This is a genomic window from Pseudomonas sp. AC239, assembly GCF_979258545.1.
In genome coordinates this window covers 4,219,494-4,239,088 of record NZ_OZ409864.1, presented here as the reverse complement: position 1 = coordinate 4,239,088, position 19,595 = coordinate 4,219,494, and the positions used below count along the sequence as shown (strand labels likewise).

The following is a 19,595-nucleotide window of genomic DNA, read 5'->3' as shown; positions in this document are numbered from 1 at the left end:
AGCCATGGCGATCAAACAACTGATAAAAAGCACCAGTGGCTGGCTCTATCTCAACTCGCCCGTGGGTCGTCAGCAGTTGCAAGGCGCGGGGGTGATTCTGATGCTGCACCGCGTGCTGTCCAACGACCGCGCCGCCGACCTGCCGCACCGCAATGAACTGTGCGTCGGACCGAAAGCGTTCGAGCACTTGCTGGTGTGGCTGCGCAAGCATTTCGACTGCGTGCCGCTGATGGAAATTCTCCAGCCCAACGCCCTGCGCAGCGAGCGCCCACGGGTGGCGCTGACTTTCGACGATGGCTGGCGTGACAACGCCGTCAACGCCTTCGCGCTGCTGCAAAAACATCAAGTGCCGGCGAGCATTTTCCTCTCCACCGATTTCATCGGCAGTCGCCAACGGTTCTGGTGGGAAAGCCTCGGCGAAACCCTCTGGGGCAGCCACGGTGAAAAGGCACGCATGCACCTGATCGAATGCCTGCATGCGCACAAACATCCGCTGCCAGTGCTGCTCGATGACATTGATGTCGAGCGCCGCAGTCTAGCGTTGCTGCATTACCTGCAAGGGCTGAAAAGCCTGGCCCCGCAGGAACTGGAACAGCTCACCGACGAATGCCCGAAGGACTCGCTGCCACAGGCACTGGACTGGCATCAGGTGCGTGCGATGGAAGCTTCCGGGCTGGTGCGGTTCGGCCCGCACGGCGCCAGCCACGCGATCCTCACCGGCCTCGACGATGTACGCCTGAGCGAAGAAATCCGCCGCAGCCGCGAGGCCTTGAACAACGGCTGCAACCGACCTCTACCGGTGTATTGCTACCCCAACGGCGACAACGATGAGCGCGTGCGCCAGCAGGTCGCCGATCACGATTATCCGTTTGCGCTGGGCACCGGCACCGGGATTTATCGCGGCGACGGCGACCCGCTGGACCTGCCGCGTTTTGGCGTCAGCCAGCGTACCGCGCGCCATCCGCAATTGCTGTCGTGGCGGATCTACCGGGGAGCGCGGCCATGAGCCGAGGCAACTACCTCAAGCACCTGGCGCTGAGCATGGGCACCAAACTGGCGATGATCGCCCTGCGTTTGCTGCGCAACGTGTTGCTTGCGCGGATTCTCGGGCCCAGCGAGCGCGGCTTGTTCGCCCTGCTCAGCACTTTACCGGACCTGATCAGCGCCGCCACCAGCGGCGGATTGAATTCGGCGGTCGGTTATCAGGCGGCGAAGCAGCGGCCGATGGGTTTGCTGCTCAGCCAGGTGCTGGTGTTCGGTTGTCTGCTTGCCGGTTTGCTGACGTTGCTGGTGGTCGCGCTGGTGCGCGAATTCGGCGCGCAACTGGACGTGACCATGCAACTGGGCCTGCTCGCCTGGCTGTTGCTGCTGGCGGTGCCGTTGACCGTGTTGAAAAGCGGCCTGCTGACGCTGCACAACGCCTCGGGTGGCGTGGTCGCGTTCAACGTCTTGCGCCTGATCGAATCGCTGGCGCCGCTGTTGCTGTTCGTCGCGCTGTTCTGGATGTGGCAGAGCGCAGCGCTGGAGGCGGCGCTGATCAGTTGGCTGGCCGGAATCAGTCTGGTGGTGCTCGCCGGTTGGGTCTGGCTCAAGCGAGCGCAGCCGTTGCAGCTGCAATGGGATCGCGCCAGCCAGAACGAACTGCTGCGCTACAGCGCACGCAGCCATCCCGATCTGCTGTTCCAGCAAGTGATTCTGCGCTCCGATTACCTGTTCATCGGCGCCCTGCTCGGCAGCACCGCGCTGGGCCATTACGCGATGGCCAGCGCTGCTGCCGAATTGCTGCTGATCGTTCCCGAAGCGGTGACCACACCGCTGATGAAACGCCTGCTGCAACAGGATGAAGGCATGGACAAGGTCACTCCGCTGGCGCTGCGCCTGACCGCGACGGTAATGCTCGGCGCCTGCCTGAGCATGGCCGTGATCGGCGAATGGTTGATCGTCACTCTGTTTGGCGCTGCTTACCAACCGGCATATCCGGCGCTGCTGGCGTTGCTGCCGGGCCTGCTGGGTCTGTGTTACGCGAGCATTCTGCGCCTGGACTTGCTGGGCAAGAATCGCCCCGGCACGGTGTCGTTGTTGATGGGGTTGGGGGCGCTGCTCAATCTGGCGTTGAATCTGGTGCTGATTCCGGCCTACGGCATTGTTGGCGCCGCTGCCGCCTCATCGATCGCCTATCTGGCAGTCACCGTGGCCATGCTCGTGCTGTATTGCCGTTTGAGCGGCGTGCCGTTCTGGCAAACCCTGATCATCCTGCCCCGCGACGTGCTGCCGATGTGGTCGATGCTGCAGAGGAAGCCGGCATGAAAGGCTGGTACCTGCTGTTCGGTCTCGGCTTGTCGCTGGACGCTTTGGCGGCGTCGATGCGCTGGGGCGAGATTCGGGACGGCAGTCTGTTCCTGCAAACCGATCAGCCCGACAGCGTGACCGTGCGCTGGACCCCGGCGTGGCAAGCGGATGCCAACGAGGAGCAGTTGTACCTGCTCGATGGTCGCGGCAAATTGCTCGGCCAACGCTTGATCAAGGCCAGCGAAACCCGTGGCAGTCAGAGCTGGCCGCTGCTGCCCGGCGCGGCGAGTTATCGGCTGGAAATTCCTGGCTACAGCTTCCGCCACTACCGCATCGAACACGATGCGCGCACCGTCGCCCTGTTTGCCCCGGCCAAAGTGCATTTCAGTGCCGAAAGCAAAATTGGCGACGTGCTGTATTTCAAAGTCGCGGCCGGTGAGCACGCGGTGCTCGCCGGCAAATTCCATGGCGGCGTCACCGCACTGCAGGCGCAGCGGGTCGGCGACCACCAGGCGCTGTCCCTCGCATTGAAACCCTATCGCGCCTATTGGCAGTTCGATCAGGTGGCGTTGCCGGTCAGCCCGCGTGAGCAAGTCTGGCGTCTGCAGCTGCAAGGCAGCGGCAAAGCGGCGTTCTGGCTCGATGGCACGGCCAATCTGTTTGCGCAGAATCCGCAGCAACTGCAACCGCTGCGCGAAGAGGTTGGAGATGTGCGGCTGGTACTGCATGACAAAGTCCTTGGGCGCACGCCGGATCTGGGCATCGCCCTGCCCTACGTGATGCCGCCCGCAGCCAGCCATGCGCTGCTCGATGCGCTGAAACCGACGGCGGCGAGCTATTACAGTTTCGTCGACGTCACGGCGCAGAATCCGCAGTTCGAAGACGCGTTTCGCCGGGTCTATCAGCAACGCTTCGGCATCCGCAACGACATCACCCTGCTGGCCGGCAGTCAGCGTCAGGCCGATCTGCGCGCCGACGTGCAGAGCAACAGCGGCCTCGACGCCTGGCTGGCGAGCACTCGCGCCCTCGGCGGCAACGGCACGCATTACATCGGCTTTGCCGACGAGCCCAATCTCAACTACTCCAGCTATGAGCAATATCAGGCGATTTTCGCCAGCATGGCCCGTCAGGTGCGCAGCGACCCGGCGAACGCCCGCGCCGGTGTACGCATCGCCATGCCGGCCAGTTCGCGACTGATCAACGGCCCATTCGCCGATAACGCGGCGGACAAGCGCGGGATCGATTGGGCGCGGCGCCTGCTCAGCGAGTCGGCCGATCAGGTCGATGCAATGGCCTGGCATGAATGGATGATTCGCGATCTGCTCGCCACCCGCGTCTACCGCGACAGCGTGCGCCGCGCCGCCGAACTGGTCGGCCTCGACGCCAATGGTCAGCCGCGCAAGGCCTTGCTGCTCGATCAGACCAACCTTTCGAGCGGCTCCAGCCTCAGCCCCTACGATCAGGAAACCCACTACACCTCGCTGTGGTGGGCGTCGGTGGTGATCAACGCCTCGCAGGACGGTTTGCTGAGCATGCTCAACTGGTTTCAGGCCGCCGATGAGCCGCAATACCCCAAAGGCATGTTGCGCATATTGGGCGAGGATCGCTTCGAGCTGAAACCGGTCGGTCTGGCCCAGCAATTCATCGCCCGCCACTGGCTGCGCCAAGTGCTGCAACTGGACAACGACGCCTTCGAGGTGGATGTGCTGGCGATGGCCGGCGACGAGCAGCGCACGTTGCTCGGAGTGAACAAAGGGACGCGCCTGCAACGCGTCGATCTGAGCGGCGCCAGGTGCCCGCTGAACCATGGCGCCCTGCGTTACTTCGGCGCCGACAATCGCAGCCGCGACGCACCGTTTGCCTGCGACAACGGGCGCCTGCGTTTCGAACTGCCGGGACAAACCCTGTTTGCCCTGAGCTGGAGCGCTTCATGAGCCGCCCTTCGATGCTCTGCCGCGCGGGCTTGATGCCGCGCATGGCACCCTCATCAGGAGAAGAGACCATGGATGTTTTGCAAAAACTCAGCGGACATATTCGTCGTAAAGGCCTGCGAGCGACCTTGGGCAAGATCCGCAAACTGTACATTTTTTCCCATCAGCAACTGCTGTGGATGGAGCGCGACCTGGTCAGCCCGGTGCCGCCGCACCGCCTCAAACCCTATCCGCCACTGCTCGTGGTCAGGATTACGGCGGACAACGCCAGCGCTTTCGCGCGTTACTTTGGCGACCGTGTCGGCACGATGGCCGAACTGGCCAAAGAGGGCCACACCGGGCACATGCATGTCGACGAGCAAGGCGATGCCGTGGCGTTTATCTGGGGCACGCCGCGCGATTATTTCGACCGGCATTACTACGGCTGCCGGTTCCCGGTGAAACCCGGTGAGTTCTTCGAATTCGGCGGCGAACTGGCCCGGGCGTACTGGGGGACGGAGCTGTCGGTGGACCTGCAATTGCGCCTGTGGGAAGCCATGGCCGCCCAGGGCTGCCGCAAAGTGGTCGATGTCTGTGAGTCGACCAACATACCGGCGCTCAAGCTGCACCTGCGCATGAGCTATACCGAACAACAGCGGATCATGAATATCTACACGCTGTTCGGTCGCTGGCGCTTCTATCGCGAAACCCGCTACAGCGGTTCGCGCCTGGCGGCGCTGGGTAAAACTTCCCGTCCACCTGTCAACGCAACGGCGGCCTGAACCTATGGTGATGCGATTCGAATGGCGCACGTCCCTGTGCGCCGCCGACTTCCCGGCAACCGCGTATGAAACGCTGCGCCTGGGCGTGAGCGACCATACGCCGTTCAACAATCTCGGCTGGTTGTGCGCGGCCGAACAGGCTTTGGCCGAGGATCAGCACCTGTACATTCTGCTCGGTTGGGAAGCCGCAGAACTACGCCTGTGCCTGCCGCTGGTAGCCAGCCGCGAGCGCTTCGCCGGCGTGCCGTTTCGGGTCTTGCATCACTTGGGTTATCCGCTGGCTGATCGTCTGGCTTTGCTGTCGCTGCTCGGCGGCGAGGACATGCACGAGGCGCTGGTGCTGATTCGCCAGCGCCTGCCCCATGCGCTGTTGCAACTCAATGAATTGTCGGAGCCTGCGGGTGAAGAAAGTGCCGTCACCGCATGGATGGCGCGCAGTTCCACGGCCGAACGACGCCTGAGTTGCCGGGTGCCGGTGCATTTGATCAGCGAAGCCGACCATCAGGAAATCTCCGGCGACCCGCGCTACAAACTGCGTCGGGCACGCAAACGGATTGCCGCGTGCGGTGCGCAGATCCGCCGGATCACCCCGGATGCGCTGAGCATGGGTGCTTTATTGCAGACCCTCAGCGAAGTCGAAGCGGTGAGCTGGAAAGGCGATGAAGGCGTCGGGATTTTCGCCACGCCGCGCAGTCGCCAATGGATCGAACGCGCCTTCACCGCCCTCGCCGGCCAAGGCTTGGTACGCGTGGTGATGCTTGAGCTGAACGGCCGCTGCATCAGCTATCGCCTGGGCCTGCTCGAACAGGGCCGGCTCTACGATTACAACCTCGCATTCCTGCCGCAATACGCCGACCTGGGCAGTGGCCGGGTGTTACTGGAGGAATGGATTCGCTGGGGCCTGGATGAGCACTGGCGCTGGATAGATGCCTCGCGGGTCAGCCTGGAAAACTCCAGCCATCAACTGCACGAACGCATGACCGGGCAACTGGAACACTGGCGCTGGAGTTTCTATTCGTGGCGCCCAAGTGGGCTGGCGCTGGGGCTGGCGCTGCGCATCTGGTATCGCTGCAAGCCCGCCATACAACAATGGCGTGCCAGGCGCGCAAACAAAAAACCTGCAGCGCTGGTGCAACCTGTCGCAATCACTCCGGAGGGCGGCCATGCCTCGCCAAGTCATAGTCAACGCTGATGACTTCGGTCTCAGCGCCAATGAAAACGCGGTCATTTTTGCTGCCTTTCAGGCCGGCCTGATCAGCTCGGCCACGGCCATGGCCAACATGCCGGCGTTCGAAGCTGCCTGCGCCATGGCTCGGCATCCGGCGCTGCAAGGGCGGATCGGCCTGCACTTCAACCTGACCTATGGGCGCCCATTGAGCCAGGCGATCCTGGGGCGGCAAACGTTCTGCGATGGCAACGGCGTGTTCGACCTCAACCTGCCCCGCCATAGCCTGTGGCTGGGTCGCGCAGACCGGGACGCGGTGCGCGCCGAATTGCAGGCGCAATGGCAACGCTGCGTCGATCACGGCATGCGTCCGAGCCATATCGACTCGCACCAGCACGTCCACAACATCTGGCCGATCGGCGAAGTCGTCGCGAAGTTTGCCGCCGAGCAAGGCGTACCGATCCGGCTGGCGCGCAACCTTGGGCACAACCTCACGCTGCCCAAGCGCATATTCAAAGGTTTGCTTAATGGCCGTCTGCAGAATCTGGCACGGCTCACCGCCGATTACGTCTGCACCCCGGTGGATCTGCGCAACGCGAGCGTCCCCAGCGACGGCGTGCTGGAAATCGTTGCCCACCCGACCCGCCTCGGCGTCGATTTCGGCGATGCCTATCTCGACTCCGGCGAGTCTTTGAGCGAGGTCCTCGAACAGGGTTTGAGAGGCGTTGCGCGAGTCTCGTATGCCGACCTCAATCGAGAAGAAACGCAGGGCGCCACGGCGCTCGAATGAATCACCGCTGTAACGACACTCACCACAACATCCGGGCCAAGACCCTGGAGGGGCATCATGAGCATCATCACCAAAGTGCAAGATCGCATCAGACAGAAAGGCCTGGGCCGCACCGTCGGTACGTTGTGGAAACGCTACGTGTTCTTCCACTGGGAACTGCTGTGGATGGAGCGCGACCTGGTCAGCCCGGTGCCACCGCACAAACTGCGCCCATATGAAGGCCTGCGCAAAGTCGACATCACCGCGCAGAATGCCGTGGCGTTCAGCAAACACTTCGGCGACCGTGTCGGCACCATGGCCGAACTGGCTGCCGAGGGCCACACCGGGCACATGTACCTGGACGCCGATGGCCACGCCGTGGGCTTTATCTGGGGCAGCATTCGCGACTATCACGACCGCCACTATTACGGCTGCACCTTCCCGGTCAAACCCGGTGAGTTTTTCGAATTCGGCGGCGAGATGACCCGAGCCTACTTCGGCAGCAGCCTGTCGGTGGACGTACAGGTTGCGCTCTGGCAAGCGATGGCGGCGCAAGGTTGCAACAAGGTGGTCGATGTCTGCGAAACCCACAACATCCCGGCGCTGAAACTGCATATCCGCATGGGCTATCAGGAACAAGGCCGGGTGACCCACGTTTACTGCCTGTTCGGCCGCTGGAAATTCTTCCGCGAAACCCGCTACGAAGGATCACGCCTGGACCCGCTGCGCAAACCGGGACGGCCAGTGGTGAGTGCAGCGGCGCAGGCTTGATCCGATCTTGTGACATGTGGCGGTCGCAAGGCCGCCATCACAAGCAGGCTCGCTCCAACACTGGATAGTCGCCGTACGCGAAGCCAATGTGGGAGCGAGCCTGCTCGCGAAGAGGCAAGCCGTCGCAAAAGGTTCTCAGGCCTTGCTCGCCACCAGGCTAAAGCACATTGGCATCTGCGCCTGCTGGTTCAGGTAGCAGTCATACACCTCTTCCCGATTCGAATGCGCATACTCCTGAAAATCCGAAATGCTCAGCCCCGCTCCAATGGCACCGCTGAAGATCGCGCCCAGCGTATGCACGAACCAGTACGACTTCGCCGCCGGCTGCTCGACCTTGCCGACATATACAATCGGTTCTTCCTGCACAAACGGCTCGGCACGGAAGTACGAGCTGGCGAGGCGGTAGGGATCTTCAGCCTGCGGATCAACCATTTCCAGAAAAGGATGGGTTTCGTAGATCACCAGTTTGCCGCCCGGCTTCAGCACCTGCGCGACATGATGGAAGAATTCGCCGATGTCAGGCATCCAGTTGAGTACACCAATGGTAATCAGGGCTACGTCGAAGCGGTTATGCAGCGATGCGGGCAGATGGTGGATGTCGCTCTCGACGAATTCGGCAGTGTGCGGCGAGCGGCTGTTCAGCTCGCGGGCCTGTGCGAGAAAGGCTGCGGATTGATCGACGCCGACCACACTGCGCGCACCCAGCGCAAACAGCGACAGGCTCTCGCGACCGTTATTGCAGCCCAGTTGAATCACGTCTTTGCCGTCGACGTCCAGCAAGCCGCGCAAGGTGTCATCAAGGCAGCAAAACTCTTCCTGCGCGACATCGTTGAGCACTGCCTGCCAGTCCGGCGAATCCTGATGATGACGGGCAGAATCGTTCCACGCCTGTCGATTGCTTTCGATCGCGGTTTTGGGGGTGGGCACTTCCATGGCGCTACTCCGGGTGAGGCTCGTGATTGAGCTGCGTGAGTCTAGAACAGACCCGGGGTGGCGGTTGTTCCAATGTTGTAATCACACTGCGCAGTCCTCTTCAGCGAGTCCTACAGAAAAAAGAAGGAACTCGGGAAACCCCAACCGTTTTCCTACATCTTCCGTCGGTTGGCGGTCGGAAGCGCTCAGGCTAGGATTTGACGAACTACAAGTACTCATGGAGCTCGACCCAGATGCAGTTCATCCAGACAACGACGACAGCAATCCCTGTACCGAATAGACTGCCAGGCATTGATCCCGGAGGCACAATGGACGGCAAAATCTTTCCCGACGATTCAGGGTTTGAAAACGACGAGCAGGCTGCCAGTCATGATCGCTGGTTGCGAGCCAAGGTGCAGGCGTCCAGAGATGATCCCCATCCGAGTCTCCCCCATGAGGACGTGATGGCGGACATGCATGCCTTGATCGAATCCATGCGAAAAAAGGCCGATGCAGATTGAGTGGCGGCCCGAAGCCAAGGCCGATCTTTCGAACAACCTCAGATACATTGGCGAGAGAAACTTTGCAGCCGCAGTGAGTCTCTCGAAATCCATCGAAGAATCCACAACCTCACTCTCCGTTCATCCCCATCTCTACCGTAAAGGTCGATCTCCCGGCACCTGGGAAATCGTTGTACATCCTAACTACGTAGTGATTTATGAGGTGACGGATCGAGTCGAGATAATTAGCGTTTTGCATACCCGACAGGAATATCCATAAAGACATCGCAGGAAAAAACGGTGTGACGTTCGCCCGATCGATAACACGCCGTTTGCCCAGTAGGCACCACTATCAAAGATTCACATGACTCTGGTTAAGCCGCTCACGCAAAAACTCCACCAGCGCCTGCACCGGCCGCGAAGCCTGGCGATGCTGCGGATAAACCGCCGACAGGGTCAGCGGCTCCGGGCGCAGGTCATCCAGCACCGGCACCAGCCGCCCGTCCTTCAACGCCGCACCGACGATGAAGGTCGGCAGATAGGTAATGCCCATCCCCTGCACCGCTGCATCTCGCAGCAGTTCGCCGTTGTTGACGCGCATGCGCCCGGCGACGTTGATCAGTACCGGTTTGCCCGGCGCTTCGTTGAAGCGCCATTGCACCGAGCGTCCGTGACCGTACGGCAGGCAGTCATGGCTGTGCAGGTCTTCGGGTTTGAGCGGTGTGCCGCGTTCAGCGAGGTAGGCCGGGCTGGCGCAGTAGACCCGCTCGATACTGGCGATGCCCCGGGCGATCAGTGTCGAGTCCTCCAGTACGCCGATGCGCAGGGCCAGGTCGTAGCCCTCGCCGAGCAGGTCGACCGGGCGATCGCTTAAATCGACCTCGACGGTGACTTCGCGATAACGCTGCAGGAACAACGGCAGCAGACAACCCAGATGCGCCACCGCGAATGACAGCGGCGCGCTCAGGCGAATCGTGCCGCGCGGCTCGGCGGTTTCGCCGGCGATGCCCTGCTCGACCTGCTCCACTTCTGCGAGCAAGCGCAACGCCGATTCGTAATAGCTCTGCCCCAGCGGGGTGACGTCGAGGCGGCGGGTAGAGCGATTCAACAAGCGCACACCGAGGCGCTCTTCCAGTTGCATCAAACGGCGGCTGACGAACTGCTTGGACAGGCCCAACTGATCGGCCGCAGCGGTGAAGCTGCCGGAGTCCATGACCTGGCAAAAAATACGCATGTCTTCGAACGGGTTCATTGTCACTCTCTGGTGGACAGTTAAACGCTTTATAGCCGCTTTTTCGCTTTTCAGCAGCCCATTAATCTGTGCTCACGGTTTGAAAACAACCCAGAACACAAGGAGCTGCCGAAGGCAGCCATCTGATCGTTGGGACGCGGAGCGTCCCCGGCTGCATTCCCACGCAGAGTGTGGGAACGATCAGATCGCAGCCTTCGGCAGCTCCTACATCACACATTCAAAAATGGAATTGAACATGAGCATCAAGAAAACCCTCGCCGCGTCCCTCCTCGCCCTGTCCGTCAGCAGCGCTTTCGCCGCTGGCAGTCCTGGCGTCGAACACAACACCCAGGCGTTCCTCGATGCCCTCGCCGCTGGCGGTGGTCGTCCGCTGGAGCAACTGAGCCCGAAGGACGCCCGTGCAGTGCTGACTGGTGCCCAAGCTTCGGTAAAGGTTGATCTGTCCGGCGTGGAAGTCAGCGACAAGGCGATCAAGGTCGACGGCCAGACCATCAACCTGAAAGTGGTGCGCCCGGCCAAGGTCAAGGGCGAGTTGCCGGTGTTCATGTTCTTCCACGGTGGCGGCTGGGTGCTGGGTGACTTCCCGACGCACCAGCGCCTGATCCGTGATCTGGTGGTCGGCTCTGGCGCTGTTGCGGTGTATGTCGATTACACGCCATCGCCGGAAGCGCAGTACCCGACCGCGATCAATCAGGCTTACGCCGCGACGAAATGGGTGGCCGAGCACGGCAAAGACATCGGTGTCGATGGCAAACGTCTGGCAGTGGCCGGCAACAGCGTCGGCGGCAACATGGCGGCGGTCGTGGCGTTGATGGCCAAGGAGCAGAAAACCCCTGCCCTGCGCTTCCAGCTGTTGATGTGGCCGGTAACCAATGCGCAATTCGACGACGCTTCTTACCAGCAATTTGCCGAGGGACACTTCCTTACCAAGGGCATGATGCAGTGGTTCTGGGACAACTACACAACCAACCCGGCCGAGCGTGCGCAGATCCATGCCTCGCCACTCAACGCCAGCGCCGAACAGCTCAAGGGCCTGCCCGCTGCGCTGGTGCAGACCGCCGAGTTCGACGTGCTGCGTGACGAAGGCGAAGGCTATGCGCGGCACCTGGATGCGGCCGGCGTGCCGGTGACCTCGGTGCGTTACAACGGGATGATTCATGACTTCGGCCTGCTCAATCCCCTGAGCCAGATTCCGGAAGTCAAAGCGGCGGTGCGTCAAGCGGCGGCTGAACTGAAGACTCATCTGAATCCATAAAAGCGAAAGATCGCAGCCTGCGGCAGCTCCTACAGGAAAACGCATTCCAAAGTAGAAGTTGTCGCAGGCTGCGATCTTTTCATTTGCAGCCATTGCGGAGCTTCGGTCATGACCCTTTTCTACGCCCACCTGCTGTCCTGGAGCGCTGTGCTGTTGCTGCTCGACGCCGCGCTCTGGCATTTCTCGCCCTTCAGCCATCGCGCGCCGCGAGTCGGTGTGCGTCTGGCACTGTTTCTGGCATTCAGCGCGCTGGTGATCAACGCCGGTGTCAGCCCGTTGCAGGCGCCGCTTTTCGCTGATGATCGCGTGGCACAACTGGGGGCGACGGCGCTGGGGATTCTCTGGTGGTTGTACGCAGCACGGGTGCTGACCGAAGTGATCGGCCTGGCGCTGATGCGCCGCATCGGTCACAGCGGTCGCTTGCTGCAGGATGTCATCGGTGCGCTGGTGTTTCTGGTCGCGATTGTCGCGGCGGCCGGTTACGTGCTGGAGCTGCCGGTCAAAGGTCTGCTGGCCACCTCCGGGGTGGTCGCGATCGTGGTCGGTCTGGCGCTGCAAAGCACCCTCGCCGATGTGTTTTCCGGCATCGTCCTCAACACCACCAAGCCGTATCAGGTGGACGATCTGGTGATGATCGACGGCGTCGAAGGCAAGGTCTTCGATATCGACTGGCGCGCCACGCACCTGCTGACCAGCGCCGGCACCATGGCCGTAGTACCGAACTCGGTGGCGGCCAAGGCGAAAATCGTCAATCTCAGCCGGCCGAGCAACATGCACGGTGTCTCGATCAGTATCAAAGTGCCGAACCACATTCGTCCGCGTCGGGTATTGGATGCCCTTGATCGCACTCTGCAGGGCAGCAGTTCGCTGTTGCTCAGCCCGGCGCCGAAAGCCGTACTCAAAGAAGCCGGCGAAACCATGTCGGAATACGTTGCCAGCGGTTTCATCGCTGAGCTGGGCAAGAAGAGCGAAGTGCGCAATCAACTGTTCGACCTCGCCCACCGTCATCTCGAAGCGGCGGGTATTTCGCGCCATCCCGACGGCGTGATCGAACCGTCGAGCCGCGCCCGTGCGTTGCTGGATGAGGTGAAGATTTTCCGCTCGCTGAGCAGCGAGGAACGTGATCGCCTGGCTGAGTCGATGGTCGCGCAGCAGTACACGGCCGGTCAGGTGGTGCTGGATCTGGACGAGGTGCCGGACAGTCTGTTCGTGATCGCCACGGGCGTGGTCAGCGCGACGGTGCCGGACGGCAATGGCCAGACCGAGGCCGGGCGCATGGGGCCGAGCGAAGTCATGGGCGAACAGAGCATTCTTGCCGATACACCGTCGCAGGCGACGTTCACAGCACTGACGTCGAGCATCATTTATCGTCTCGACAAACAGTTGACCCGTGAGTGCATGGACAAGCGCAGCGAAGTCGGCCGGGCCTTGAACAAGTTGCAGGCGGTGCGTCAGCAGAACAGTCGCCTCGCGTTGATGGCCAAACCGGTGGCGGTGAAAAAAGGTGGTTTCTTGGGTTGGTTGCAAAAACGCTAACAGCAAAAGATCGCAGCCTTCGGCGGCTCCTACAGGGAGAATGCGTTCCCATGCAGGAGCTGCCGAAGGCTGCGATCTTTCGATTTTCTTACTTGGCAGTGAACTTGGTGTAGCTGTTGATCAGGTTGCGATAGTTAGGCAGACGCTCGGACAGCAGATGCGCCAGACCTTCCATGTCGTTGCGCCAGTCGCCTTGCAGCTCGCAGGCCACAGCGAACCAGTTCATCAGGTGTGCACCGGCGGCGGACATACGCGCCCACGCCGCTTGTTGCACGGTGGTGTTGAAGGTACCCGACGAGTCAGTCACGACGAACACTTCGAAGCCTTCAGCGATCGCCGACAGGGTCGGGAAAGCTACGCAAACGTCGGTCACGACACCGGCGATGATCAGTTGCTTGCGGCCGGTGGCCTTGATCGCTTTGACGAAGTCTTCGTTGTCCCAAGCGTTGATCTGGCCTGGACGCTGAATGAACGGCGCGTCGGGGAATTGCTCGAGCAGCTCAGGCACGATCGGGCCGTTGGGACCTGCGTCGAAGCTGGTGGTCAGAATGGTCGGCAGCTTGAAGAACTTGGCGATGTCGCCCAGTGCCAGCACGTTGTTCTTGAACTCGTTCGGCGAGAAATCCTGCACCAGCGAGATCAGACCGGTCTGGTGATCGACCAGCAGGACGACGGCATCATCTTTGTTCAGACGCTTGTAAGGAACGCTCATGGCAAAACTCCTGGATGGATGGTTGTTGCGGTAAGCGCCGGCCCTGATGACCGGCGCTTTTTTCAAACTCAGAACGCGAAGCAGGAACAGCCGAACGCGCCCCAGAAACCGGCGAAATCGCTGACCGGCGCATTCGACATACGCGCTTTTTCATGGCTGTGGGTGTGCACGGCGCAAGGCCCGCTGCACTGGTGAACCTGCGCCTGCAACGGCGAGTTCGGGCGCCAGTGGCCCGGCACCTTGACCACGGGCGACCAGTCCGGCAGCACCGGAATCGAACGCGGGCCGAGGTCTTCGAAATCGCCGGCGGCGTAGACGATCTTGCCGCCGACCACGGTCATCACCGACTCGATCCACTTGATCGCTTCTTCTTCAACGCTGAAGAAGTCCGCGCTCAGTGCCGCGAGGTCTGCCAGTTGACCAACGCGAATCTGACCCTTCTTGCCCTGCTCCGAGGAGAACCAGGCGCTGCCGTGGGTGAACAGTTCCAGCGCGGTGCTGCGTGGCAGACCTTCTTCGTACAGGGCCAGACCGCCAACGGTGCGGCCGCTGACCATCCAGTACAGCGAGGTCCACGGGTTGTAACTGGACACGCGCGTGGCGTCGGTGCCTGCACCAACCGGCACACCTTCGGCGAGCATGCGCTTGATCGGTGGCGTGGCTTCGGCGGCTTGTTTGCCGTAGCGATCGACGAAGTATTCGCCCTGGAACGCCATGCGATCCTGAATCGCAATGCCGCCGCCCAGCGCTTTCACACGTTCGATGTTTTGCGGGGTGATGGTTTCAGCGTGGTCGAAGAACCACGGCAGACCGTTGAACGGAATGTCGCGGTTGACCTTCTCGAACACGTCGAGCATGCGGCTGATCGATTCGTTGTACGTGGCGTGCAGACGGAACGGCCAGCGCTGCTCGACCAGGTGGCGCACCACCGGCTCCAGTTCCTGTTCCATGGTCTGCGGCAGGTCCGGACGCGGTTCGAGGAAGTCTTCGAAGTCGGCGGCGGAGAACACCAGCATTTCGCCGGCGCCGTTGTGGCGCAGGAAGTCATCGCCCTGATGCAACTTGACGCTGCCGGTCCAGTTCTGGAAATCGGTCAGCTCTTCTTTCGGCTTCTGGGTGAACAGGTTGTAGGCGATGCGCACGGTCAACTGGTCGTCTTTGGCCAATTGTTCGATCACTTGGTAATCGTCCGGATAATTCTGGAAACCACCGCCGGCGTCGATCGCACTGGTCAGGCCGAGGCGATTGAGTTCGCGCATGAACTGACGAGTAGAGTTGACCTGATATTCCAGCGGCAGCTTCGGCCCCTTGGCCAGAGTCGAGTAGAGAATCATCGCGTTCGGCCGAGCGACCAGCATGCCGGTCGGGTTGCCATTGCTGTCGCGCACGATCTCGCCACCTGGTGGGTTCGGCGTGTCGCGGGTGTAGCCGGCCACACGCAGAGCGGCGCGGTTGAGCAAGGCGCGGTCATACAGGTGCAGGATGAACACCGGGGTGTCCGGCGCGGCCTGGTTGATTTCTTCCAGGGTCGGCATGCGCTTTTCGGCGAACTGGAATTCGTTCCAGCCACCGACCACGCGCACCCATTGCGGGGTTGGCGTGCGATCGGCCTGATCCTTGAGCATGCGCAGCGCGTCGGCGAGCGACGGCACGCCTTCCCAGCGCAGTTCGAGGTTGTAGTTCAAACCGCCGCGAATCAGGTGCAAGTGCGAGTCATTGAGACCAGGAATGACGCAACGGCCCTTCATATCGACCACTTGTGTGGCGCTGCCTTTGAGGGCCATGGCCTCGGCGTCGTTGCCAACGGCGACGAAGCGGCCGTCCTTGATCGCCACGGCGCTGGCCAGTGGTTTTTCCCGGTCTACGGTATGAAATTGGCCATTGAATAAAATCAGATCGGCGCTCATCGCAGTTCCTCAAGCAAAAGTGAAAAGAAGCAAACCCCGCTCAACGCGGCGAGGTTTCTTGGGAATCGAGGTGTTCGTGGGCCTGGCTGGCTTCCAGCCACGGGGTGAACAAACGGGTGACCGGCGGCATCACCACGTAGACCACCGAGAGGACGATGGTCAGGGTGATCAGGAACGTGGCGACCACGTAGTTGGAAAGCAAAGGATGCAGCGCCAGCAAAGGGCCCCAGATCAGCGGCACCAGCAAGGTGTGCGGCAGAATCACCAGCAGCGAGACCACGGCCTGCTTCCAGCGCGGCGGCGGCGAAGCGGCATCGCCCAGGGGCGAGAACCAGAATTCGTTGACCGGGGCGACTTCGGTCTGATCACCGTCAGCCAGCATCGGCGCGGCTTCAGCCACCAGCGCCTGACGCTCGGAGGATTCCAGCCAGCCCTGCATCGCTTCGGTGGAGCTGAAGCGCAATACGCACGTGTAGAAATCCAGACGTCCGCGCTTGCCGCGTACCACATCCACACCCAAATGCCCTGCGCGCTGGCCGGCGACGCGCACGATGTTGCGCAGCCATGCTTCATACGCCGATTCGAAACCGGCCTTGACCGAGTGTTTGATGATCAACGTGACAGTCTCATCGGCCCCCGGTGCTTGTTGATTAAGGACTTCAGGCATAACGCAGCACTCCGGGCAAACGAACAGGAATCGCCAGCCGTCCGGGCCCGGCGATCAATACAGTGGTGAAAAGAATCAACAGCAACCAGCCGAACTGCCCTTCGGCCACACTCCATTGCGGATGCACGACCAGCAACGCCACCAGCAGCACAAAGAGAATAGGCAAGCAGGCCAATCGCGCCAGCACACCGGCGACGATCAGTAGCGGGCAGAGAACTTCGGCGAAGATCGCCAGGCTCAGAGTCAGGTGGGCGCCGAGGTGGAACGGGTCTTCGATCAGTTGCAGTTGCGCCGTGAAGTCGAGCAACTTGGGCAAGCCGTGCACCCACAACAGAAACAACCCACCGCTGACCCGCAGGAACAGCAACCCGATGTCGCGCGCCTGTTCATCCCTCGTAGCAATCATGACCCGACCCTTTGAATGTCATTGACGGGAATCATGCCAATGCCGGGGCGGAAGAAATTGGATGGGTGTGCTTAGTTGCGTTTCAGACCACCGGACACTCTGCTGCCAACCACAAAACAATGTGGGAGTGGGCTTGCTCACGAAGGCGTCAGGTCAGTCACATCCATGTTGACTGGCAAAGCGCTTTCGCGAGCAAGCTCGCTCCCACAGGGATTGGCGGCGCGCATTCAGTTAGCAGACCATCACGAAACAATGTGGGAGTGGGCTTGCTCGCGAAGGCGTCAGGTCAGTCACATCTATGTTGACTGGCATACCGCTTTCGCGAGCAAGCTCGCTCCCACAGGGATCTGCGGCGCGCATTCAATTGGCTGACCATCACAAAACAATGTGGGAGTGGGCTTGCTCACGAAGGCGTCAGGTCGGTTACATCCACATTGACTGGCAAAGCGCTTTCGCGAGCAAGCCCGCTCCCACAGGGATTGGCGGCGCGCATCCCATTTGCTGACCATCACAAAACAATGTGGGAGTGAGCTTGCTCGCGAAGGCGTCAGGTCAGCCACATCCACATTGCCTGACACACCGCTTTCGCGAGCAAGCCCGCTCCCACAGGAGAACTGCTTGTGTAATCGAGATGAGTTAAAGCGCTGGAATATCCAGCGGCGCCGCCATGAACTGGCTGATCCGCGCGCGCAGCCATTTCTCTGCCGGGTCGTTGTCGTGCACCCCGCTCCACGCCATCGACAACTGCGCGGCATCGATCGGAAATGGCGGGTCTTCGGCACGCAAGGCGCAGCCTTCGACTAAGGCACAGGCGGCATAATCCGGCACGGTGGCGATCATCTCGGTACCGGCGAGCAAGGCACGCAAGCCGCTGAACTGCGGGACACCGAGAACTACCCGGCGGCAGCGGCCGATCTTCGCCAGATCGAGGTCGATATTGCCACTCAGGTCACCGGAGAACGACACCATCGCGTGCGGACGCTCGCAATATTCATCGAGGGTCAGCGGCCCCGGACGATCATCGCCGCGCAGGACTTTGCAGGGAATATTACGCAGCTTCTTGCGCTTGGCGTTGGCCGGCAGATCTGTGGTGTAGCTGACACCCACGGAGATTTCTCCAGAGGCCAACAGCGCCGGCATCAATAGATAATTGGCGCGGCGCACCACCACGACAATCCCCGGCGCCTCCTGCTGAAGCTGGCGCAACAGCGGCGGAAACAGACCGAACTCGGCGTCGTCCGACAGACCGATGCGAAACACGTCGCAACTGCTCGCCGGTTCGAATTCCTTGGCGCGGCTGACTGCACCGGAAATCACATCCATGGCCGGTTGCAGCTCCTTGAGGATCGCCAGCGCCCGCGCCGTCGGCTCCATGCCGCGACCATTGCGCAGCAACAACGGATCGTCGAACAGATCACGCAAGCGCCCCAGCGCAGCACTGACCGCCGGCTGGCCCATGAACAGTTTTTCGGCAACGCGGGTCAGGTTCTTTTCGAACATCAGCGCTTCGAAAATCACCAGCAGGTTCATGTCGACGCGGCGCAGATCGTTACGGTTCATGGGCGTGGTTTCCTTATCGGTGTCAGACGCTTTTTGCCACAGGCGCTGGGCACTTTACTCGATCAACGGCACTTTCGCCGCGCGTTTATACGGACCGTACTCCACCGGTACCCACTGAAAATGTTTGCCCTCGGCGGTGATGTGGCCGATGCCCGGGAACGGCAAATGCGCGGCCGTCACCCAGGTCTTGCTCGCGGCCGCAGCACGGAACACTGCCTGCCGACTGCTGATCGCTTGCTGACTGTTGACGTCGAAACTGATCGAGACTTCCGGGTGCAAGAACTGCACCGCGAGGTTGTGCACCAGATCGCCCATGAACACGATGCTCTGCTGCTGCGAGGTGAAGCGGTACGTGGTGCTGCCCGGCGTGTGCCCGGCTTCGAGGGTGGCTTCGACCAGGCCTGGCAACGGCGACTGCCCGGGGGCGAAAGTCTTGAAGCGACCGGCGGCAACGTAGGCCGCGGTGGAATCCTGGGCGATTTTGAAAAACTCTTTGGCGCCGGCGGGAGCCTTGGCCAGCGCTGCCGGATCGAGCCAGTAGTCGGCCTCGGCCTTGGCCGCGTACACGGTGGCGTTGGCAAACAGCGGTTTTTTCTCTGCATCGACCAGACCACAGACGTGATCGAGGTGCAGGTGCGTCAAGAGAATCGTGTCGACCTGCTCAGGCTTGTAGCCGGCGGCCTGCATGTTGGCCGAAAGCTGCCCGGCGGTGGCGCCGATGCACTGCCCGGCGCCGGTATCTACCAGAATCAGCTGTTTGCCGGTGTTGACCAGGAACGCATTGAACGCGGTCTGCACCCCTGGGGTTTCAATCGAACGGCGTGCGAGCAGCGCGCGAATCTGGCTCTGGCTCATGCCCTGCAACAACTTCGGCGACAAATCGTTGTAGCCGTCGAACAATGCCGTGACTTCGTAATCGCCCACCGCCAAACGGAAATAACCCGGCGCCTGAGTGCCCACCTGCGGCGCCTGCGCCATCGCGCCAGACATTGCCAGCATCACCGCCACGGTCGTCGCTGCTTTAACCAAGACTTTCATTGCATTCCCCTTGAACCTGGCCGATGGCGGCCGTGCTTGGTCGACATCGTCGCGCAAAGCGCCGGGCGCTGACTTGCAAGGATGTGCTGAGTTCCAGCCTCAGCAAGGAAATTAACAACGATTAACTCGTCAGCCTCACGCCCTCACCCAACAATGAAGACCTC

Annotated in this window: 19 protein-coding genes; 11 read left to right on the top strand and 8 right to left on the bottom strand. The window is 61.4% G+C overall.

Annotation, left to right across the window (positions count from 1 at the left end; translation table 11 throughout):
- Nucleotides 1–4: 4 nt before the first annotated feature.
- From ACZ0AZ_RS19385 to ACZ0AZ_RS19355, 7 genes are all read left to right on the top strand, one after another.
- Nucleotides 5–1,006: a polysaccharide deacetylase family protein gene (locus tag ACZ0AZ_RS19385; protein ID WP_129999087.1), complete on the top strand. Its 1,002-nt coding sequence runs from the start codon at nt 5–7 to the stop codon at nt 1,004–1,006.
- On the top strand, nt 1,003–2,307 hold the full coding sequence (locus tag ACZ0AZ_RS19380) for an oligosaccharide flippase family protein (RefSeq protein ID WP_039762809.1): 1,305 nt from the start codon (nt 1,003–1,005) through the stop codon (nt 2,305–2,307). Before ACZ0AZ_RS19385 ends, ACZ0AZ_RS19380 begins: the two co-directional genes overlap by 4 nt.
- Nucleotides 2,304–4,223: a hypothetical protein gene (locus ACZ0AZ_RS19375; protein ID WP_129999088.1), complete on the top strand. Its 1,920-nt coding sequence runs from the start codon at nt 2,304–2,306 to the stop codon at nt 4,221–4,223. Before ACZ0AZ_RS19380 ends, ACZ0AZ_RS19375 begins: the two co-directional genes overlap by 4 nt.
- Nucleotides 4,224–4,291: 68 nt before the next feature.
- Nucleotides 4,292–4,981 (top strand): GNAT family N-acetyltransferase, encoded by a 690-nt coding sequence (locus ACZ0AZ_RS19370; RefSeq protein ID WP_129999089.1) that lies wholly within the window; start codon nt 4,292–4,294, stop codon nt 4,979–4,981.
- 4 nt (nt 4,982–4,985) lie between these two features.
- Nucleotides 4,986–6,173, top strand: coding sequence for a GNAT family N-acetyltransferase (locus tag ACZ0AZ_RS19365; protein ID WP_129999090.1), 1,188 nt, complete (start codon nt 4,986–4,988; stop codon nt 6,171–6,173).
- Nucleotides 6,145–6,936 carry a ChbG/HpnK family deacetylase gene (locus tag ACZ0AZ_RS19360; RefSeq protein WP_039762827.1) on the top strand — a complete coding sequence of 264 codons (792 nt, stop codon included), beginning with the start codon at nt 6,145–6,147 and terminating at the stop codon, nt 6,934–6,936. The genes ACZ0AZ_RS19365 and ACZ0AZ_RS19360 overlap by 29 nt, the downstream gene beginning before the upstream one ends.
- Nucleotides 6,937–6,993: 57 nt before the next feature.
- Nucleotides 6,994–7,686, top strand: a complete 693-nt coding sequence (locus ACZ0AZ_RS19355) for a GNAT family N-acetyltransferase (RefSeq protein WP_310408788.1) — start codon at nt 6,994–6,996, stop codon at nt 7,684–7,686.
- 135 nt (nt 7,687–7,821) lie between these two features.
- Here ACZ0AZ_RS19355 and ACZ0AZ_RS19350 read toward each other — a convergent pair whose 3' ends face one another.
- Entirely contained in the window at nt 7,822–8,619 is a 798-nt protein-coding gene (locus ACZ0AZ_RS19350; protein ID WP_463537930.1) for a class I SAM-dependent methyltransferase, read from the bottom strand.
- 308 nt (nt 8,620–8,927) lie between these two features.
- Here ACZ0AZ_RS19350 and relB point away from each other — a divergent pair, with 308 nt between their 5' ends.
- Together relB and ACZ0AZ_RS19340 are read left to right on the top strand one after the other, a co-directional pair.
- Nucleotides 8,928–9,119, top strand: a complete 192-nt coding sequence (relB, locus tag ACZ0AZ_RS19345) for a type II toxin-antitoxin system RelB family antitoxin (RefSeq protein ID WP_038862015.1) — start codon at nt 8,928–8,930, stop codon at nt 9,117–9,119.
- Entirely contained in the window at nt 9,109–9,378 is a 270-nt protein-coding gene (locus ACZ0AZ_RS19340; protein WP_463537929.1) for a type II toxin-antitoxin system RelE/ParE family toxin, read from the top strand. The genes relB and ACZ0AZ_RS19340 overlap by 11 nt, the downstream gene beginning before the upstream one ends.
- 72 nt (nt 9,379–9,450) lie before the next feature.
- Here the strand turns inward: ACZ0AZ_RS19340 and ACZ0AZ_RS19335 are convergent, their stop codons facing one another.
- Nucleotides 9,451–10,350 carry a LysR family transcriptional regulator gene (locus tag ACZ0AZ_RS19335; protein ID WP_463537928.1) on the bottom strand — a complete coding sequence of 300 codons (900 nt, stop codon included), beginning with the start codon at nt 10,348–10,350 and terminating at the stop codon, nt 9,451–9,453.
- Nucleotides 10,351–10,585: 235 nt separating this feature from the next.
- Here ACZ0AZ_RS19335 and ACZ0AZ_RS19330 point away from each other — a divergent pair, with 235 nt between their 5' ends.
- Nucleotides 10,586–11,605, top strand: coding sequence for an alpha/beta hydrolase (locus tag ACZ0AZ_RS19330; protein WP_310215527.1), 1,020 nt, complete (start codon nt 10,586–10,588; stop codon nt 11,603–11,605).
- A 108-nt stretch (nt 11,606–11,713) separates the two neighbouring features.
- Nucleotides 11,714–13,141: a mechanosensitive ion channel family protein gene (locus ACZ0AZ_RS19325; RefSeq protein ID WP_073474277.1), complete on the top strand. Its 1,428-nt coding sequence runs from the start codon at nt 11,714–11,716 to the stop codon at nt 13,139–13,141.
- 88 nt (nt 13,142–13,229) lie between these two features.
- Here the strand turns inward: ACZ0AZ_RS19325 and ycaC are convergent, their stop codons facing one another.
- From ycaC to ACZ0AZ_RS19295, 6 genes are all read right to left on the bottom strand, one after another.
- Nucleotides 13,230–13,853, bottom strand: coding sequence for an isochorismate family cysteine hydrolase YcaC (gene ycaC, locus ACZ0AZ_RS19320; RefSeq protein WP_016774080.1), 624 nt, complete (start codon nt 13,851–13,853; stop codon nt 13,230–13,232).
- A gap of 68 nt (nt 13,854–13,921) precedes the next feature.
- Entirely contained in the window at nt 13,922–15,760 is a 1,839-nt protein-coding gene (locus ACZ0AZ_RS19315) for an amidohydrolase (protein WP_101159884.1), read from the bottom strand.
- A gap of 40 nt (nt 15,761–15,800) precedes the next feature.
- On the bottom strand, nt 15,801–16,427 hold the full coding sequence (locus ACZ0AZ_RS19310) for an antibiotic biosynthesis monooxygenase (protein ID WP_039762825.1): 627 nt from the start codon (nt 16,425–16,427) through the stop codon (nt 15,801–15,803).
- Entirely contained in the window at nt 16,420–16,833 is a 414-nt protein-coding gene (locus ACZ0AZ_RS19305) for a DoxX family protein (protein ID WP_039762826.1), read from the bottom strand. Before ACZ0AZ_RS19305 ends, ACZ0AZ_RS19310 begins: the two co-directional genes overlap by 8 nt.
- Nucleotides 16,834–17,469: 636 nt before the next feature.
- Nucleotides 17,470–18,393 carry a LysR family transcriptional regulator gene (locus ACZ0AZ_RS19300; RefSeq protein WP_463537927.1) on the bottom strand — a complete coding sequence of 308 codons (924 nt, stop codon included), beginning with the start codon at nt 18,391–18,393 and terminating at the stop codon, nt 17,470–17,472.
- Between the two features lie 54 nt (nt 18,394–18,447).
- A complete protein-coding gene (locus ACZ0AZ_RS19295; RefSeq protein WP_463537926.1) occupies nt 18,448–19,431 on the bottom strand; it encodes an MBL fold metallo-hydrolase in 984 nt (327 codons plus the stop codon).
- Between the last annotated feature and the right edge of the window lie 164 nt (nt 19,432–19,595).

Coding starts and splice junctions, on each gene's coding strand:
- ACZ0AZ_RS19350 (WP_463537930.1), bottom strand. CDS start 8,619: ATGGAAGTGCCCACCCCCAAAACCGCGATCGAAAGCAATCGACAGGCG.
- relB (WP_038862015.1), top strand. CDS start 8,928: ATGGACGGCAAAATCTTTCCCGACGATTCAGGGTTTGAAAACGACGAG.
- ycaC (WP_016774080.1), bottom strand. CDS start 13,853: ATGAGCGTTCCTTACAAGCGTCTGAACAAAGATGATGCCGTCGTCCTG.
- ACZ0AZ_RS19335 (WP_463537928.1), bottom strand. CDS start 10,350: ATGAACCCGTTCGAAGACATGCGTATTTTTTGCCAGGTCATGGACTCC.
- ACZ0AZ_RS19340 (WP_463537929.1), top strand. CDS start 9,109: ATGCAGATTGAGTGGCGGCCCGAAGCCAAGGCCGATCTTTCGAACAAC.
- ACZ0AZ_RS19310 (WP_039762825.1), bottom strand. CDS start 16,427: ATGCCTGAAGTCCTTAATCAACAAGCACCGGGGGCCGATGAGACTGTC.
- ACZ0AZ_RS19300 (WP_463537927.1), bottom strand. CDS start 18,393: ATGAACCGTAACGATCTGCGCCGCGTCGACATGAACCTGCTGGTGATT.
- ACZ0AZ_RS19380 (WP_039762809.1), top strand. CDS start 1,003: ATGAGCCGAGGCAACTACCTCAAGCACCTGGCGCTGAGCATGGGCACC.
- ACZ0AZ_RS19325 (WP_073474277.1), top strand. CDS start 11,714: ATGACCCTTTTCTACGCCCACCTGCTGTCCTGGAGCGCTGTGCTGTTG.
- ACZ0AZ_RS19305 (WP_039762826.1), bottom strand. CDS start 16,833: ATGATTGCTACGAGGGATGAACAGGCGCGCGACATCGGGTTGCTGTTC.
- ACZ0AZ_RS19365 (WP_129999090.1), top strand. CDS start 4,986: ATGGTGATGCGATTCGAATGGCGCACGTCCCTGTGCGCCGCCGACTTC.
- ACZ0AZ_RS19385 (WP_129999087.1), top strand. CDS start 5: ATGGCGATCAAACAACTGATAAAAAGCACCAGTGGCTGGCTCTATCTC.
- ACZ0AZ_RS19375 (WP_129999088.1), top strand. CDS start 2,304: ATGAAAGGCTGGTACCTGCTGTTCGGTCTCGGCTTGTCGCTGGACGCT.
- ACZ0AZ_RS19295 (WP_463537926.1), bottom strand. CDS start 19,431: ATGAAAGTCTTGGTTAAAGCAGCGACGACCGTGGCGGTGATGCTGGCA.
- ACZ0AZ_RS19370 (WP_129999089.1), top strand. CDS start 4,292: ATGGATGTTTTGCAAAAACTCAGCGGACATATTCGTCGTAAAGGCCTG.
- ACZ0AZ_RS19315 (WP_101159884.1), bottom strand. CDS start 15,760: ATGAGCGCCGATCTGATTTTATTCAATGGCCAATTTCATACCGTAGAC.
- ACZ0AZ_RS19330 (WP_310215527.1), top strand. CDS start 10,586: ATGAGCATCAAGAAAACCCTCGCCGCGTCCCTCCTCGCCCTGTCCGTC.
- ACZ0AZ_RS19355 (WP_310408788.1), top strand. CDS start 6,994: ATGAGCATCATCACCAAAGTGCAAGATCGCATCAGACAGAAAGGCCTG.
- ACZ0AZ_RS19360 (WP_039762827.1), top strand. CDS start 6,145: ATGCCTCGCCAAGTCATAGTCAACGCTGATGACTTCGGTCTCAGCGCC.